The following is a 16316-nucleotide window of genomic DNA, read 5'->3' as shown; positions in this document are numbered from 1 at the left end:
AAGCGCAAAGGGAGAGAATGCGCGATGATGTTTTTGGTACGATCGCTGATCCTGCTTCCGCTGCTGTCGCCATGCGCGACGGCATTCGCACAGGACTATCCCTCCCGCCCGATCACCATGATTGTACCCTTCTCTGCCGGAGGTCCCGGTGACGTGATTGCGCGAATTCTCGGCAGCGCGATGAGCGCGACGCTGAAGCAGTCGATCGTGATCGAGAATGTGGTCGGCGCCGGTGGCACGCTCGGCACCAACCGCGTCGCCAAGGCCGCGCCTGACGGCTACACGCTGCTGCTGATGCATGTCGGTCAAGCAACCGCCCCATCGCTCTACGCCAAACTGCCGTTTGATCCGGTCGGCGACTTCGCCATGATCGGCCTCGTCACCGACGTGCCGATGATCCTGGTCGCACGGCCGAACTTTCCCGCCAAGGATCTGAAGGAATTGGTCGGGCGCATCCGCAGCGACGGCGACAAGATTACATTCGGCAATGTTGGCCTCGGCTCCGCCTCGCAGCTTTGCGGCCTGATGTTCATGAGCACGACCGACACCAGGCTCACATCGGTCTATTACAAGGGCGGCGGACCAGCGCTCAACGACGTCATCGCGGGCCATATCGATGTTTATTGTGATCCGGCGACAGGCCCTACGCCCTATATCCAGTCCGGCACCATCAAGGGCTATGCGATCACCAGCAAGAAGCGCGTCGCGACGCTGCCGGACGTTCCGACTTCGGCGGAAGCCGGAGTTCCCGGGTTCGATGTGACCACCTGGTATGCCCTCTATGCGCCCCGCGGCACGCCAAAGCCGGTGGTCGATATGCTGGTCGGCGCTCTGCAGACGGCCCTCAAGGACCCGCCACTCGTCAGCCGCTTTGCCGAGCTCAGCATGACCCCGGTCGAGACCGAACGCGCAACTCCCGAAGCGCTCGAAGCTTTCCTGAAGGCCGAAATCGACAAATGGGCGCGGATCATCAAGGCCGCGGGAATCGAGCCGCAATAGGACACTTCCGCTCACGCGGCGGGAATTGCGAGGCGCTCTATGGTTTGGATGTGACGGGCGAGCAGACCACAGGCCTGATCGAAATTGCGCGCTCGCAGCGCTTGCAGGATCAAGCGGTGATCCTGACTGGGCCGCGGTCGCCAGCCGGCATGGCGCGCCATTGCGAACACCAAGCGAGAATTTGCAAGCTGCAAGCCGTCGAGGCTGGCGAGCAGTCGCGGCATCGCACATGGCGCCACGAGTGCGTGGTGAAAGGCACGGTTGGCCGCCTCGAAGTCCTGGATCGTCTCGGCGTTGTCTGTCTCAATCAGCGCCAGTTCGATCCGCGCCAAATGAGCTGACGTCAATTTCGGCGCGGCGTTCCGCAAGGCGACGACTTCGAGCGCCGCACGCATCTCGGCAATTTCCTTCACCGAATTGGTATCGAGTGGCGCAACGCGCACGCCGCGACGGGGCACAGCGACGACAAGATGTTGAGCTTCCAGTTGCCGAAACGCCTCACGGACCGGGACGTGGCTTGAACTGAATTCCCGCGCAATGTGGTCCTGACGGAGCGGCGCATCCGGCTGCAATGCGCCGCTGATGATGCGGGCGCCGATTGACTCGGCAATGCGCCCTGCCGTCGTCGTATTCTCGGTATTCTCGTCGGCCATCATAGATTATCTATCATAAAAACAAGTGCATTCGCGCATGGCCTCGGCTAGCCTTCGTCTAAGATCAAGATCATAGATAATTCATCCAATTATCTATGATAAGATCCAAACGAGGGCAAGTCTTATGGTTCATGCCGTGGCAGCGAAAGAGAGCAACAACCGCGACGTCGAAGCGGTCCGCACCGACTGGGACCGCGCAGAGGCCGAAGCGCTCTATGCCCTTCCGTTTCCCGACCTGATCTTTCGGGCCCAGAGCATTCATCGCGAGCATTTCGATCCGAACCATGTCGAAACGGCGAGCCTGCTCAGCATCAAGACAGGCGGCTGCCCGGAAGACTGCGGCTACTGCGCACAAAGCGCACATTACGACACCGGCCTGAAGGCCACCCGCCTGATGGACAAAGCGGATGTGATCGCGACCGCCGAGCGCGCCAAGGACGCCGGCGCCACCCGCTTCTGCATGGCCGCCGCCTGGCGCAATCCGAAAGACCGCGACCTCGAGAAGGTCTGCGATATGGTCAGCGCGGTGAAAGGCCTCGGCATGGAGACCTGCGTCACGCTCGGCATGCTGACGCCCGGTCAGGCCGCGCGGCTCGCTGAAGCCGGGCTCGACTTCTACAATCACAATGTCGACACGTCGCCCGAGTTCTACGACAAGATCATCACCACCCGCACACTGGAGGATCGCATCGATACGCTGGCACATGTGCGCGACGCCGGCATCAAGGTCTGTTGCGGCGGCATCGTCGGCATGGGTGAACGCGTCGATGACCGGCTGGGCATGCTGGTTCTGCTCGCCAATCTGCCCGCTCATCCGGAGAGCGTGCCGATCAACCTCTGGAACGAGGTCAAGGGCGTGCCGGTCAACGACAGCGCGGAGCGGCCCGATCCGATCGCGCTGGTGCGGCTGATCGCGGTCGCGCGCATCCTGATGCCGAAGAGCGTGGTGCGGCTCTCCGCTGGACGGCAATACATGACCGACGAACTGCAGGCACTCTGTTTCCTCGCCGGCGCGAATTCGATCTTCATCGGCGACGTCCTCCTCACCACAAAGAACCCGCAGCGCGATCGTGATGCGAGTTTGCTGCAACGGCTCGGCATGAGATCCCAGCTTGGCCAGAGCCACGTCGCTTAGTCCCCCGTCATCTTGCTCAACTGATTGCTTGTCCGGAGACAAGGCAATGAACGCAATCCATCCGGACAAGACCGTCAGCTATCACACCGCCTTGCAGGCCTTGAAAGGCGATGACCGGCTGCGCGGCCTCAAGCCGCGCGCAGGCATCGATTTCGTGTCGAACGATTATCTGGCCCTGGCGAGCACGCTGCGCATGAGGAACGCCGTCGTGGCCGCACTCGAGGCCGGCACACCGATCGGAAGCGGCGGGTCGCGGCTGCTGCGCGGAAACTGCGACGAGCATGAAAGGCTCGAGGCAGAGGCCGCCCGGTTTTTCGGAGCCGAGACGGCGCTATTTTTCGGCGGCGGATATATGGCAAACTTTGCGCTTCTGACAACATTGCCGCAACGAGGCGACCTGCTCGTCCTCGATTCTCTCGTTCACGCGAGTATTCATGAAGGAGCACGCGCTGGCCGGGCCGAATTTTGCGAAAGCGCCCATAATGACCCGCAGTCGGTTGAAGACAGGATTCGCGACTGGCGGGCAAGAGGCGGAACAGGCCGCGTTTGGATCGTGGTCGAAAGCATCTACAGCATGGATGGCGATTTCGCGCCGCTTGGGGAACTGTTCGCAATCGCAGACCGCCACGATGCTTTCCTGGTCGTGGATGAGGCTCATGCCACAGGCGTCTATGGTGAGCAGGGTCGAGGACTGACCGCCCTCTATGAGGGACGCGAGAACCTGATTGTCATTCATACCTGCGGCAAAGCACTGGGCGCAGCGGGTGCAATCGTCACTTTGACCTGCGTGCTGCGCGACTTCATGGTCAATCGCTGCCGTCCGTTTATTTTCGCTACCGCTCCATCACCCCTGATGGCTGTTGCCGTGCAGGAAGCGCTATCAATCCTGCAGCAGGAACCCGAGCGGCAGCAACGTCTGGCCAGCCTCGTCGCGTTCACGCATCGAGAACTCGCCCTCCGCGGCGGACAAAGTCCGTCGCGTTCGCAGATCGTGCCGTACATCGTTGGCGACAACGCGCGTGCGATGGCTTTGGCGGCGGCGTTGCAGGCCCGGGGCTTCGATATCCGTGGAGTCCGGCCTCCAACCGTCCCGGCAGGCACAGCACGGTTGCGGATCTCCATAACTCTCAACGTCGGTGAGGATGATGTGCAGGCAATGCTCGACGCCTTGTTCGAGGAGACAAGGGGCAAGTCTCTATGAGCGAGCGGATCGTGGTGACTGGCACGGACACCGGGATCGGTAAGACAGTTTTCGCCGCAGGACTGGCCGGCTTTCTTGGCGCCAAATATTGGAAACCCGTTCAAGCGGGTCTCGACGAGGAGACTGACTCCCAGCTCGTCGCGCGGCTGGGCGGCCTCTCCTGCGATCGCATCCCGCCAGAGCGTTACCGTCTTAAGACACCCGCTTCGCCCCATCTTGCCGCCGAGATCGACGGAGTTGGCATCGACACAGAGTTGCTCCACGTGCCCGATACCGGCAAGTGTCCGCTTGTGATCGAGGGTGCGGGCGGCCTGATGGTGCCGCTTACCAGCAGCACACTGTACATTGATATCTTCGCGCGCTGGCAGCTTCCGGTCCTGCTCTGCGCGCGCACCACGCTCGGCACCATCAATCATTCGCTGCTCTCGATCGAAGCACTGCGAAATCGCGGGATTGATATTCTCGGGATCGCGTTCATTGGCGACGAGAACGTCGATACCGAAACCACGATTTGCAGGATCGGACGGACACGGAAGCTTGGACGATTGCCCTGGCTTTCTCCTCTCAGCCGAGAGGCGTTGCGGGCTGCCTTCGAAAGCTCATTCAACCGCGGTGATTTCAAATCGTGATGTACGAGAAGCAATCGCGAATCTGGCATCCATTCACGCAACACGCGCTGCAAGGCGCGATGACAAAGATTGTGCGCGGGGAAGGCGCCTATCTTTATACCGCAGATGACCGTCGTATCATCGATGCCATCGCATCCTGGTGGGTCGTGACCCACGGCCATTGCCATCCGCAAATCGTAAGCGCCATTCAGAAACAGGCAGAGCAGCTCAACCAGATTATCTTCGCCGGCCATACCCACGAACCGGCCGAAGAGGTAGCCGCGCAGCTTCTGAAACTGGCCCCCCGCGGCCTCGATCACGTCTTCTTTTCCGACAGCGGCTCGACCAGTGTGGAGGTCGCACTGAAAATGGCGCTCGGCTACTGGCAGAACCTCGGCGAGCCGCGCTCGCGCATTGTCGTGATGCAGCACTCCTACCACGGGGACACGGTGGGTACGATGTCGGTCGGCGCACGAGGTGTGTTCAACGCGGCATACGAACCATTGCTGTTCGATGTCACCTCCGTGCCGTTTCCGGAGTGCGGTCATGAACAGGTGACGCTTGATGCGCTGGAAGCTGCGTGCCGCCATGAAAACCCGGCAGCCTTTATCGTGGAGCCGCTGATCCTGGGCGCGGGCGGGATGCTGATGTATCCCGCGTGGGTGCTGAGAGAGATGAGGCGGATCTGCGAGGCATCGAATGTCCTGTTCATTGCCGATGAGGTCATGACTGGCTGGGGCCGGACGGGAACATTGTTCGCGTGTGAGCAGGCAGGTGTGTCGCCTGACATCGCCTGCTATTCCAAAGGTCTCACCGGCGGATCGCTTCCGCTCGCGGTGACACTCTGCCGCGCCGATATCTTCGACGCACACTATTCGAAGGATCGCGCGCGCACGTTCTTTCATTCGAGCTCATATACGGCCAACCCGATCGCGTGCGCCGCCGCGAAAGCGAACCTCGATCTTTGGCAAGATCCGGAAGTTCGAGAGCGCATCGCCTCCGTGGCGTCAATGCAGGAAAACGGAATTGAACGATTTCGCGCGGACGCACGCTTCAAGAACGTTCGCCGAATCGGCACCATCACAGCACTTGATTTGGTAGTACTCGACGGCGGCTACCTCGCAGACATTGGTCCGAAGCTCCAGGCCTTTTTCCGCGACCGAAATCTCCTGCTGCGGCCACTCGGCAACACGATCTACGTTATGCCGCCTTATTGCGTTACGGCGACGGACCTCAATGATATCTACGCGGGCATCAGCGATGCTGCCGATGCGCTAGTCCCTGAGAAGCCAGGTCAGATCTCCTGAGAAGATCGGCAAAGGTTTATCCACCCCGACCAAGGTCCGGCCACATGGCGTCGACGCGTGCCACCACGGCTGGATCCATGGCCAGCGCTTCGCCCCATGCCCGCTCCGTTTCGGGCGGCATCTTTGTCGTCGCGTCGATGCCGAGTTTGCCGCCAAGACCCGGTTTTGGCGAAGCGAAGTCGAGGTAATTGATCGGGGTATCGGCAAGCGTGACGAGATCGCGCGAACTGTCGCTTCGCGTTGCAACCGCCCACATTACGGAACGCCAGTCGCGGATATCGATGTCGCCGTCGACGACGATGAGAAATTTGGTATAGGTTAGCTGGGGCAGCATCGACCACAGCCCGAGCATCAGGCGGCGCGCCTGCCCGGGATAGCGCTTGGAAATTGCCGCAACCGCGATCCGGTAAGAACACGCCTCCGGCGGCAGCCAGAGGTCGATGACTTCCGGAAACTGCTGCTGCACCAGCGGCAGGAACAGATGATTGAGCGCCTCGCCGATACGGGACGGCTCATCCGGCGGACGTCCGGTGAAGGTCGAGAGATAGATCGGGTTGCGCCGCCGGGTGAGCGCCGTTACGCGCAACACCGGAAATTCCTCGACGGAATTATAATAGCCGGTGTGGTCGCCATAAGGACCCTCAGGCGCCGTTTCCGTCGCGGACACGAAACCCTCGATGACGATTTCGGCGGTGGCCGGCACGGAAAGCGGCACGGTCACGCAGCGAACCAGATCCAGACGCTGCCCGCGCAGCATGCCAGCCAGCCGCAGTTCGGAAATCGCTTCCGGCGCAGGTAAGACCGCGGCCAGGATCGTCGCAGGATCGGCGCCGATGACAACGGCGACCGGCATGTCCCGGCCAAGCTTTCTCCACTGATCGTGATGACGGGCACCGCCGCGATGCGGCAGCCACCGCATGATGGCGCTGTCGCGGCTCAGCACCTGCATCCGGTAGACCCCCATATTGTCCTGGCCCAAAGCGGCAGGCTCGGGGGGCGCAGTCAGGACCAGCGGCCACGTGATGAGGGGCGCCGGCTCTCCGGGCCAGCAGACCTGCGCCGGCAAGATGCCGAGGTCTATGGCGTCACCGGTTGCGATACATTCCTGCACCGGCGCCGCTGAAATTGTGCGCGGCCGGGTCGCCAGCGCGGCCCGTGCGAGGGGAAGCTTGCGCCAGGCGTCGACCAGGCTTTGCGGTGGCCGGGGCGCGCGCAGCTCGGCCATCAGTTCGCCAAGCTCTCTCAGCCGCTCGGGCCGCAAGCCAAATCCCCAGGCCACACGCTCGATCGTACCGAAAAGGTTGGTCAGCAGCGGCATATCCGAAGGGGCCCCATCCGCCCTGACCGGATGTTCGAACAGAAGGGCTGGTCCCTCCTCGCGAAGAACGCGACGATGGATTTCCGTGATGTCGTGCACCACCGACACCTTCTCGCGAACGCGTCGCAATTGCCCCTTGTTCTCGAGAAACTCCAGGAAGTCGTGCAATTCCTGAAAATGCGGCACGTCGCGACGCAACAAGAAGCTTCTCCTTAAGACAGAAACTCTTATGCCGCAAAATTCCAGGTCTTCTTTGTTCCCGCACAAACAACGCACGCGATCATCGCTCTATTCTGGCAAGATGAATTTTTCGGAAGTGACCCCGCCTGCATCGTCACCTTTGTCGGTGCCTCCATTGCTGGCGCTTGCTGTGCGCCCGTTGCCGCTGCTGCCACTCGAGGCCGTACTGTCGATCGTGCTGCTACGCGTTTGCAGAGAACATCCAAGGATATTCGACAGGCTCGGCGTGCACGCCGGAAAACGATTCGGCATCAAACCGACCGATCTGCCCTTTGCCTTTCTGCTCGCGCCCGCCCCTCCCCGCCCGCGCCTGTCGGTGGTGCGCAATCTGCCAAATGATCTTGACGCTCGGATCTCCAGTCCGTTGGCTGGATTGTTTGGGCTGGTCGAAGGCCGCCTTGACGGCGATGCATTGCTGTTTTCGCGCGACCTTGTGGTGGAAGGTGATGTCGAGGCGGTGCTCGCGCTTCGCAACGCGATCGATGACGCGCAGGTCGATCCCATGGCGGAGATCGCCGGCATGTTCGGGCCGCTGGCCGAGCCATTGAAGCGTGCGTTGCAGGTCGCTCGAACGGTGGTCAGCTCATCAAATCCATCGCACAAAGGGATTTGACGATGGAGCTGATCTGTCCGGCAGGCACACCAGCCGCATTGAAGACCGCGATCGATGCCGGCGCCGATGCGATCTATTGCGGCTTCAACGACGAGACCAATGCACGAAACTTTCCGGGGCTGAATTTCAGCCGCGACGAGCTCTCCGATGCGATCGCCCTTGCACATCGCCGCGGCGTGAAGATTCTGGTCGCCATCAACACGTTCCCCCGCGCGGGAGCCGTCAGTCTCTGGCATCGCGCCGTGGACGATGCAGTCGCGGCAAAGGCCGACGCGTTGATCCTGGCCGATGTCGGCCTGCTGGAATATGCAGCGCGCTGCCATCCTGCCCAACGCCTGCACGTCTCGGTGCAGGCGGCCGCCGCCAACGCGGATGCCATCGGCTTTTACGCCGAGACATTCGGCGCCCGCCGCGTCGTCTTGCCGCGTGTCCTGAGCGTTGCGGAAATAGCCGGCATCGTCCGCGAGGTCAGCTGCGAGACCGAAGTGTTCGTCTTCGGCGGCCTTTGCGTGATGGCCGAAGGCCGCTGCTCGCTGTCATCCTATGCCACCGGACAGTCACCGAACATGCAGGGCGTATGTTCACCAGCAAGCCATGTCGCTTACAACGAGGAGAACGGCAGGACAAAATCGCGCCTCGGCGGATTCACGATCAACAGCTTCGAGATCGGTGAAGCCGCCGGCTATCCGACGCTTTGCAAGGGGCGCTTCACGACCAAACACGGCACCGGCTACATTTTCGAGGATCCCGTGAGCCTTGACGCGGCAACCTTGCTTGCCGGTCTGCGCGACGCCGGCGTTACCGCGCTCAAGATCGAAGGGCGCCAGCGCGGCCGCGCCTATGTCGAGGGCGTCGTGCGGCACTTCCGTCAGGCCCTTAAGGCGCTGGACTCCGGCCTGCCGATCGATGCCGGGCAACTTATGCCATTCACCGAGGGTCAGGCCACAACTGTGGGTGCCTATCGCAAGACCTGGAGGTGAACGTCCCAGGCGTCTTCGTTGAATGACTAAGGAAAACCAACCGGAGGAATGGTTTCATGCAGCTCAGCCTCGGCCCAGTTCTTTATAATTGGGCGCCGGAACGCTGGCGCGACTTCTATTTTCGCATTGCGGATGAGGCGCCGATCGACACCGTCGTGATCGGAGAGATCGTCTGCTCGAAGCGGTCGCCATTCATCGCTCCACATCTGCCTGCGGTCGTTGAGCGGCTCCGCGCCGCCGGAAAGCAGGTTATGCTCGGCTCCCTGATCCTGACCTCGCTGCCGCGCGAACGGCGCCAGATGGCTGAGCTCGTCAATACGGCAGAGTTCCTGGTCGAGGTGAACGATCTGACCTGTCTCAAGCCACTTGTCGGCCGACCGCATGCGATCGGCCCGTTCATCAACATCTACAACGAGGCCAGTGCCGCGTTCCACGCCCAGCGTGGCGCGACACGAATCTGCCTCCCGCCGGAGCTGCCGATGTCGTCGATCGCGGTGATCGCCGCCGCGCTTCCCAGCGTCCTTATCGATATCTTCGCCTTCGGCCGGGTGCCTTTGGCGATCTCTGCCCGCTGCTATCACGCGCGCCTTCACAAGCTGACAAAAGACAATTGCCAGTTCGTCTGCGATCGGGACCCGGATGGACTGATGCTGAAGACGCTGGATGGCGCCGACTTCCTGGCAGTCAACGGCGTCTAGACCCTCTCGTCCACCTGCGTCAACCTGCTGGGCGACGCCGATGCGTTGAGGCAGGCCGGCGTCGGATCATTTCGCCTGTCGCCGCAGGATTGCGACATGGTCGGCGTCGTCAGCGTCTTCCGCGCGGTCCTTGATGGCCGGGAGGATGCGGAAAGCGGAACGCGACGTCTCGCGCAGCTCTATCCGGACGTGCCATTTTCCAACGGGTTTCTCCACGGAGCGGCCGGCTTTCTCTCCGTTGCACCCGATGACCGCCCCGACCGGCAACACAAATTCCGCGAACCGATCAGACCGCACATGCTCTAGCAACCTTTGGGGCCTCATATGGCGATTGCAGCACGGCGCCTACCGCAGGACGGAACCATAGATGTCGTCAACCGGCTGCGGCATGTTCTCACGCAGGTTAATCTGGACTGCAAGTGCCAGGATTCTCTGGCTGGGGCCCTCGAGCGATTTGCGACGCTTGAAAAGCGCCGCTTTTCCCGACGGCAGCTTGTCCAGGCACGCGACTGCAGAAACCAGATCGCAGCGTTTCTATCGCTTCTTTCCGAGCTTGACGGGCTTACCGAGAGCGAATCCGACCGGACCGTGTTCAGGGAGATGGAGCTCGTATTTTCCGAGATCGTCGATTGCGCCTTCGCCGGTGTCTTGGCATTGCGACAAATCGCAACTGAGTAGGCAGTCACGCGCCGCAGCGCAGCGTGAACGTTAGTTTCAGACTGCTATTCTTCTTCGTCCGCGATGGCCACGAGGGCATGCGGCTTGCACAGGACCACGCGGCACCGCCCGCAGCTGACGATGCCCCGCTCCTCCCAGGCGCTAAGGGTTCTGCTGACCGTATGCAGAGTGGTCCCGACCATTTCCGCAAGATCACGGCGCGACAGCGGAAACGCGATCTCGATGCCGCGTGCCGTGCGGCGTCCCGACTGATGCGCCAGGCGAAGAAGGGTATGGCCAATCCGACGCTCGACCCGTTCCGTCGAGAGTTCACGCACACGGATCTGCATCTCGTGATACCGCCGGCCCAACAGCGCGACGGCATTGATGGCAACGACGGGATAGCGCTCCATGATCTGTCTGATGATCGCACTCGTCCAGCCGATCAGATGACTATCGTCCACCGCAGTCACCGTGCCGGGATGGCCATCACTGCCCACAAGTGCCGCGTAGCCTGCGAGCTCTCCCGGACCAATGTAACGGATGATAATCTGCTGGCCGTCCTGGGCCATTTGTGACGCCCGCAACCGGCCCGCGATCACGACAAAAAGGGACGTCGTGCGGTCACCCTGTTGAAACAGGATATCGCCGGCAGCAAGACGCCTTCGTCCCGCCGAAGCTTGAAGGAATCGAAGCGCGTCCGGAGGAGCCCCCTGTAACAGTTCAGTCCGGGCGAAGAAATCGAAATCCGGATAGTAGTCCATGCCGCCGACTTCATGCTGTACATCTGGCGGGTACCTCCGCTGTCACATAGTAGTGGGCGGCAATGCCCTCCAATTTGCGCCAGCGCAAACAGTCAGATCGATTATTCCGGGTAGTCTGGCGCGGTACCAAAGCTTGTCACACAACAGGAAAGCCCCTGCCCACCAACCATAGACAGGGAGACTGATGCCGAGGCGTGCCCCAACACGGGATCGAAAATGCTGCTCGTCAACAAGACGGATCTGTTTCGACATCATGTGCCAAACACCCTGGCTGACCGAATTGCGCTGGGCATCGTCCGTGCCGGCACATCGATGGCTGGCGCCCTCTTTGGCAGTCGATACGGCCACCGTGTCGTTGTGCTCGAGACCGTGGCCGCAGTCCCGCCGATGGTCGCTGCAACGTTGCTACATCTCAAATGCCTGCGCCGGATGCTCGACGATCGCGGCTGGATCCGCACCTTCATGGACGAGGCGGAGAACCAGCGCGTTCATCTGATGTCGTTTATTGCGCTGGCTCAGCCTCGCGCCTCGGAACGCATCATGATCGCCATCGCGCAGGCGGCGTTCTACAATGCTTTTTTCATCCTCTACTTGATATCAGCTCGGACAGCGCATCGCCTGGCCGGATATTTTGCCGAGCAGGCGGTCCGGGGATACTCGGAATATCTCATCCGGCTCGGATCGGATGATCGAGGCAGCGATGCGGCCCCCCCATCGGCCATCGCGTACTGGAATCTGCCACCAGATTCTGACGTCACTGATATGATCCTCGCCATGCGCGAGGATGAGGCCATTCATCGCGACCTGCATCATGCCTTCGCCGACGCGCTGGCGGAAGGTCTGGCATTTCCGCGCAGTAAAGCCTGAGCTCCATTCAAGGTTTGGCGAACCGATCTGCCCCTTGTGTATGTTCAAGCGCCGCGCGACTGGCGAACTATCTCGCGATTTTACATTCGGCGACAAAACCAACTACGTAGCCGCCGGTTCCTGGAAGCAAACCACTCTGCCTGACGGCGTTGGAGAAATCACATTATCTTTTTCTGCGGTCAGACATTTCCGTGCTAGTATTATTTTGATGTGACGGGCAGTTGGCATGAGCCGATCCGCATCGCGGCACGCGATCATCATTGGCGGCGGTGCCAGCGGCGTTCTGCTGGCCTATCAGCTATTGCACCATCCGACTCGTGATTTTCACGTAACGCTGATCGAGCAGCGCCCGGATATCGGGCGTGGCCTCGCCTATCACAGCGGCAACCCCGAGCATCTGCTCAACGTACGGGTCGCCAATATGAGTGCCCTGCCAGACGAGCCGGATCATTTCTGGCGCTGGCTGACCTCGCGTGCCGCGGATGCGCCACTGTGCCCGGATCCCTACTGCTTCGTACCCCGGCGCATCTATGGAGACTATGTCGCGAGCCTTCTCCGACCGTTGATGTCCGATGGGGGCGCCTCTCCCCGGCTTTCGATTGTACAAGGCACCTGCGTCGGCGTCAGCGAAGGGGAGACCGACGTTGTGGCGATGCTCGATGACGGCAGATGCCATATCGGAGATATCATCGTTCTCGCCACCGGGCACGACACCAGATCGAGTTCCCCCGGCTATCTCGATCCCTGGGTGTCCCCATCCAGCGCCGGCATCGCCGCCGACGACGCCGTGCTGATCCTTGGGTCCGGCCTCACCATGGTTGATTATGTCCTGTCGCTTCTCACCGATGGACATCGCGGGCCGATCATCGCGATGTCGCGACGCGGCCTGTTGGCGAAGGCTCATCGCCGCGCAGAACCGATGCGCATCGACGAAGCGGAGGTTCCGTTCGGCGTCGGCCTCAGCCAATTGCTGCGCTGGTTTCGTGGCCGTGTCGAGGCACATGTCGCCGACGGCGGCGACTGGCGCGGTGTCGTCGACGGCATCAGGCCATACACGCAGCGGCTCTGGCGCGAACTTCCGCCCATTTCCAAGCGCCGCTTCCTCGAACACGCACGCGCCTGGTGGGATGTGCATCGCCACCGGATGGCGCCCGAGGTCGAAGCGCGGATTGCACACGCTCTCTACGCCGGCCATTTGACGCTCGTGGCCGGCAAGATAATCGGCATTCAGCCCAATGAAGCGGGCGCCTGGGTCCGCTACCGCCGACGTGGCCAGCGCGAAATCCTCGACCTTCAGGTCGGCGCCATCGTCGATTGCACGGGCATCGTCAAGGATCCACGCGCTACCACCAATCCGGCCGTGCGCAGTCTATTCGACCAAGGCCTGGCGCGCGTCGATCCGCTCTGCATCGGCATCGAGACCAGTGCCGATTGCGCGATCGTCAATCGCGACGGCGTTCCGTCGCGGCGGCTGTTCGCCGTGGGGCCACTCACTCGCGCCGCTTTCTGGGAGATCATTGCGATTCCCGATATCCGCACTCAATGCGCCGCGCTGGCCGCCCAGCTCGCCACGAAAGACGAGGCACGGCCATTCGAGCATATCGGCGCGCGACCACCTTAGCTGGCGACGTCACCCGCACGTCGGACTGTCGTCTGCCTTACGCGTGCGCGCTTTCAAATAAGCACGACGCTTGCGAGGAGCACCGGTGCACTCGCTTTATCGCTCGGCACGCTGCCATTATATTCGAGCGCGGGGGCGTGTGTTCGGTACCGGCGCAGGAGCATAGAGCATGCGGAAAGTCGGAATTGTCGGGGCTGGTGCGGTCGGGGCCGCCTGTGCGATGGCGCTCGGTCTTCGGCGCAGCGCGGACGAAATCGTGCTCGTGAACAGAACACCGGCAAAGAGTGTCGGGATCGCCACCGATATCACCTATGGAGCGGCAATGGGCGACGTGACCGCCGTTCGCAGCGGCGACGTCCCGGACCTGACAGGTTGCTCGGTCGTTCTCCTGACCGCCGGCGTCAACGAAAAGACCGGAGGCGCAACCGACCGGAGCGACAAGGAAGGCAGATTGAAGCTCCTCACCGCCAATGCCAAGATTTACAGGGAACTCGTCCCTGCCATCGTCGCTGCCGCGCCGGACGCCGTGATCATTGTCGTGACCGATCCACCGGACCCGCTCACCGATATCGCCCGCGCCGCCGCCGGGCATGAGCGCGTGTTCGGCACCGGTACGTTCCTTGACAGCCTGCGGTTTAGAACTCATCTCGCCCGTCACTTCGGCGTTGCTCCAACCGCCGTAGATGCCCTCGTCCTCGGAGAACATGGCACTTCGAGCGTCTTTCTCTGGTCCTCCGTCCGAATTGCCGGCAGTCCGGTCGAGACACTTCTCGATCGACCGGCGGAAATGAAAGAACAGATCGAACGGGACGTCCGGCAGGCCAACATCACGATCATTGAGGGGATCGGCGCCAGCCAATACGGCATCGGAATCGTATCCGCACGGATTGCCGAGGCGGTTCTCCGGGATGAGAAGGTCGTTCTTCCGTTGTCGAGCCCCCAAAAAGCATTTGGGGTCAGCCTCTCCCTGCCCTCGGTGATCGGAGCAGCCGGCGTAGAGCGCGTTCTCATGCCGCAGATGAGCCAGCAGGAAGAGGCAGTGCTACGCGCGAGTGCGCGGCATATCGCGGACGCGTCTGCTCGTTTGAAGCAGTAGAACGATCGCTTCCTGACCGTGCATTCGTCCTGGCAAACCTGACGTGCGGATCGGAAATACAAGCGGTCCCAACAAGCCTATTTCAGGGACCGCACCCTGCGAAGGCCGAACGAACGGCAGACCACCCGCAAGGTCGCGCCTCGTTTCCCGCGAGGCCCAAGTTGCTTCTGAATGCACTTGCTTGGAATATATGCTCAGCGCAACAGCAAAGATACATCGGATGCGCGCCACATCGTTCGCGGCCTTGTTGCTCCTGTTGCCTGTTCTGTCGGCGACTGCGGCTTCGACCGTCAGCGGCGAAACCAGCTTTGGACCACCGCCGGCGCTGGATCCAGGCAAGGCGCCCCCACTGCCCAAGCAGGGCCCGCTGGCTGAGCCCCGATCGTCAAATCAAGTCGGCTTTCCCGCGGCGCTGACGGCATCAGCGATCCCACCGGCCAGCCCGCTTACGCCTGCCGCCGTTGCGCTGGGTGAGAAGCTGTTCTTCGACGGCCGGCTATCGGATGACGGCACCGTCGCCTGTGCCACATGTCACGATCCGGCACGCGCCTTCGCCGATGGGCGGCCGGTGTCGATAGGAATCCATGGCCGCGCCGGTCAACGCAATGCTCCAACCGTGCTGAATGCGCTTTATAACAAGACGCAGTTCTGGGATGGCCGGGTCGACACGCTGGAGCAGCAGGCGGCCCTGCCGATCACCAACCCGTTCGAGATGGGTTCGTCCAGTATCGCTGCTGCCGTCTCCAGGATCGCTGGCGACAAGGACTATCAAGCGCAATTCTTGCAGGCCTTCGGCCGGGACGTGAACGATCAGGATATGCTGCGCGCGCTCGCGACCTATGAACGGACACTGGCGTCATTCGATTCTCCGTTTGACCATTTCATCGCCGGAAACGCTGGCGCTATCAGCGACTCGGCCAAACGCGGCTGGGAACTGTTCAATACCAAGGCACGCTGCAACCTCTGCCATGCCTTGGCGGACAACAAACGCGACGTCACCGTCTTCACCGATAACGACTTTCATAACATCGGCATCGGAATCCTCAGGCACCACGTCGGTCCGTTGGCCCAGCAGGCGGAACGCGAGCTCGCGCAAGGGCGCCTGCCGGATGTTGACGCCGCGGCGATCGCAAGCGAGATGTCGGTGCTCGGGCGTTTTCTGATCACGAAACGGCAGAGCGACATCGCCGCATTCAAGACGCCTGACCTGCGCAACATCCTGGTGACGGGACCTTACTTCCACGACGGATCGATGCAGACCTTGTGGGATGTCGTCGATCACTACAATAAGGGTGACGGCCTCGCCGACCCATGGCTCGACGAGGATATCCAACCGCTGGCCATGACAGAGGCCGAGATCGATGACCTGGTCGCGTTTCTTGCTTCGCTGACAAGTTCTCCATACAAGGAAGCCGGTGACCAGGAGTACGCGCGGCAACTCGCGTTATCCAGAGTTGATCGCCCACAGCGGGACACCGCGCGGGCCTTCGGCCCGAAGCCGGCGCAGCCGAAGCCGCCGCCATTTTGATCGGATCACAAGGTAAGCGTACCAGGATCGA

15 protein-coding genes and 1 pseudogene are annotated in these 16316 nt (G+C 61.7%); 13 read left to right on the top strand and 3 right to left on the bottom strand.

Features of this window, described 5'->3' with window-relative positions:
• The first annotated feature begins 24 nt into the window (after nt 1–24).
• Complete coding sequence (locus K288_RS0101000; protein WP_027577901.1) at nt 25–999, top strand: tripartite tricarboxylate transporter substrate-binding protein; 975 nt, start codon at nt 25–27, stop codon at nt 997–999.
• An 11-nt stretch (nt 1000–1010) separates the two neighbouring features.
• Here the strand turns inward: K288_RS0101000 and K288_RS0100995 are convergent, their stop codons facing one another.
• Nucleotides 1011–1655 carry a GntR family transcriptional regulator gene (locus tag K288_RS0100995; protein WP_201449629.1) on the bottom strand — a complete coding sequence of 215 codons (645 nt, stop codon included), beginning with the start codon at nt 1653–1655 and terminating at the stop codon, nt 1011–1013.
• Nucleotides 1656–1776: 121 nt separating this feature from the next.
• On the opposite strand from K288_RS0100995, the gene bioB reads away from it, so the two are divergent.
• From bioB to K288_RS0100975, 4 genes are read left to right on the top strand one after another with little or no spacing between them, the layout of a single operon-like run.
• Nucleotides 1777–2787 carry a biotin synthase BioB gene (gene bioB / locus K288_RS0100990; protein WP_043159051.1) on the top strand — a complete coding sequence of 337 codons (1011 nt, stop codon included), beginning with the start codon at nt 1777–1779 and terminating at the stop codon, nt 2785–2787.
• Between the two features lie 46 nt (nt 2788–2833).
• A complete protein-coding gene (locus K288_RS0100985) occupies nt 2834–3988 on the top strand; it encodes an 8-amino-7-oxononanoate synthase (protein WP_027577898.1) in 1155 nt (384 codons plus the stop codon).
• The gene (gene bioD / locus K288_RS0100980) at nt 3985–4617 is read left to right on the top strand and encodes a dethiobiotin synthase (RefSeq protein ID WP_027577897.1); all 633 of its coding nucleotides are present in this window, start codon (nt 3985–3987) and stop codon (nt 4615–4617) included. The genes K288_RS0100985 and bioD overlap by 4 nt, the downstream gene beginning before the upstream one ends.
• Nucleotides 4614–5903, top strand: coding sequence for an adenosylmethionine--8-amino-7-oxononanoate transaminase (locus K288_RS0100975; RefSeq protein ID WP_152535333.1), 1290 nt, complete (start codon nt 4614–4616; stop codon nt 5901–5903). The genes bioD and K288_RS0100975 overlap by 4 nt, the downstream gene beginning before the upstream one ends.
• A gap of 16 nt (nt 5904–5919) precedes the next feature.
• Here the strand turns inward: K288_RS0100975 and K288_RS0100970 are convergent, their stop codons facing one another.
• The gene (locus tag K288_RS0100970; RefSeq protein ID WP_027577895.1) at nt 5920–7422 is read right to left on the bottom strand and encodes a UbiD family decarboxylase; all 1503 of its coding nucleotides are present in this window, start codon (nt 7420–7422) and stop codon (nt 5920–5922) included.
• Nucleotides 7423–7522: 100 nt separating this feature from the next.
• Between K288_RS0100970 and K288_RS0100965 the strand changes: the two genes are divergently transcribed.
• From K288_RS0100965 to K288_RS0100950, 4 genes and pseudogenes are all read left to right on the top strand, one after another.
• Nucleotides 7523–8074 carry an SCP2 sterol-binding domain-containing protein gene (locus K288_RS0100965; protein WP_152535339.1) on the top strand — a complete coding sequence of 184 codons (552 nt, stop codon included), beginning with the start codon at nt 7523–7525 and terminating at the stop codon, nt 8072–8074.
• 2 nt (nt 8075–8076) lie between these two features.
• On the top strand, nt 8077–9054 hold the full coding sequence (locus K288_RS0100960; RefSeq protein ID WP_027577893.1) for a peptidase U32 family protein: 978 nt from the start codon (nt 8077–8079) through the stop codon (nt 9052–9054).
• A gap of 56 nt (nt 9055–9110) precedes the next feature.
• Nucleotides 9111–10058 (top strand): annotated as a pseudogene (locus K288_RS44250) (U32 family peptidase).
• Nucleotides 10059–10076: 18 nt separating this feature from the next.
• On the top strand, nt 10077–10430 hold the full coding sequence (locus K288_RS0100950; RefSeq protein ID WP_043159049.1) for a hypothetical protein: 354 nt from the start codon (nt 10077–10079) through the stop codon (nt 10428–10430).
• A gap of 44 nt (nt 10431–10474) precedes the next feature.
• Here K288_RS0100950 and K288_RS0100945 read toward each other — a convergent pair whose 3' ends face one another.
• The gene (locus K288_RS0100945; protein ID WP_027577891.1) at nt 10475–11173 is read right to left on the bottom strand and encodes a Crp/Fnr family transcriptional regulator; all 699 of its coding nucleotides are present in this window, start codon (nt 11171–11173) and stop codon (nt 10475–10477) included.
• Nucleotides 11174–11389: 216 nt separating this feature from the next.
• Here K288_RS0100945 and K288_RS0100940 point away from each other — a divergent pair, with 216 nt between their 5' ends.
• From K288_RS0100940 to K288_RS0100925, 4 genes are all read left to right on the top strand, one after another.
• On the top strand, nt 11390–12040 hold the full coding sequence (locus tag K288_RS0100940; RefSeq protein WP_027577890.1) for an alternative oxidase: 651 nt from the start codon (nt 11390–11392) through the stop codon (nt 12038–12040).
• Nucleotides 12041–12266: 226 nt separating this feature from the next.
• Nucleotides 12267–13661, top strand: coding sequence for an FAD/NAD(P)-binding protein (locus K288_RS44245; RefSeq protein WP_043159047.1), 1395 nt, complete (start codon nt 12267–12269; stop codon nt 13659–13661).
• A gap of 169 nt (nt 13662–13830) precedes the next feature.
• On the top strand, nt 13831–14757 hold the full coding sequence (locus tag K288_RS0100930) for a lactate dehydrogenase (RefSeq protein ID WP_027577889.1): 927 nt from the start codon (nt 13831–13833) through the stop codon (nt 14755–14757).
• Between the two features lie 220 nt (nt 14758–14977).
• Nucleotides 14978–16285 carry a cytochrome c peroxidase gene (locus K288_RS0100925; RefSeq protein ID WP_043159045.1) on the top strand — a complete coding sequence of 436 codons (1308 nt, stop codon included), beginning with the start codon at nt 14978–14980 and terminating at the stop codon, nt 16283–16285.
• Nucleotides 16286–16316 lie beyond the last annotated feature (31 nt).

The sequence above is a fragment of the Bradyrhizobium sp. Ai1a-2 genome, from assembly GCF_000426245.1.
Classification (GTDB): domain Bacteria; phylum Pseudomonadota; class Alphaproteobacteria; order Rhizobiales; family Xanthobacteraceae; genus Bradyrhizobium.
Note: the sequence above shows the minus strand (reverse complement) of the source record. Positions and strands in the feature narration are given on the sequence as shown.

What these genes read in the sequence shown, in the direction of transcription:
- bioB (WP_043159051.1), top strand. Translation starts at nt 1,777, where the DNA reads ATGGTTCATGCCGTGGCAGCGAAAGAGAGCAACAACCGCGACGTCGAA.
- K288_RS0100940 (WP_027577890.1), top strand. Translation starts at nt 11,390, where the DNA reads ATGCTGCTCGTCAACAAGACGGATCTGTTTCGACATCATGTGCCAAAC.
- K288_RS0100985 (WP_027577898.1), top strand. Translation starts at nt 2,834, where the DNA reads ATGAACGCAATCCATCCGGACAAGACCGTCAGCTATCACACCGCCTTG.
- K288_RS0100995 (WP_201449629.1), bottom strand. Translation starts at nt 1,655, where the DNA reads ATGATGGCCGACGAGAATACCGAGAATACGACGACGGCAGGGCGCATT.
- K288_RS0100965 (WP_152535339.1), top strand. Translation starts at nt 7,523, where the DNA reads ATGAATTTTTCGGAAGTGACCCCGCCTGCATCGTCACCTTTGTCGGTG.
- bioD (WP_027577897.1), top strand. Translation starts at nt 3,985, where the DNA reads ATGAGCGAGCGGATCGTGGTGACTGGCACGGACACCGGGATCGGTAAG.
- K288_RS0100930 (WP_027577889.1), top strand. Translation starts at nt 13,831, where the DNA reads ATGCGGAAAGTCGGAATTGTCGGGGCTGGTGCGGTCGGGGCCGCCTGT.
- K288_RS44245 (WP_043159047.1), top strand. Translation starts at nt 12,267, where the DNA reads ATGAGCCGATCCGCATCGCGGCACGCGATCATCATTGGCGGCGGTGCC.
- K288_RS0100945 (WP_027577891.1), bottom strand. Translation starts at nt 11,173, where the DNA reads ATGGACTACTATCCGGATTTCGATTTCTTCGCCCGGACTGAACTGTTA.
- K288_RS0100960 (WP_027577893.1), top strand. Translation starts at nt 8,077, where the DNA reads ATGGAGCTGATCTGTCCGGCAGGCACACCAGCCGCATTGAAGACCGCG.
- K288_RS0100925 (WP_043159045.1), top strand. Translation starts at nt 14,978, where the DNA reads ATGCGCGCCACATCGTTCGCGGCCTTGTTGCTCCTGTTGCCTGTTCTG.
- K288_RS0100950 (WP_043159049.1), top strand. Translation starts at nt 10,077, where the DNA reads ATGGCGATTGCAGCACGGCGCCTACCGCAGGACGGAACCATAGATGTC.
- K288_RS0101000 (WP_027577901.1), top strand. Translation starts at nt 25, where the DNA reads ATGATGTTTTTGGTACGATCGCTGATCCTGCTTCCGCTGCTGTCGCCA.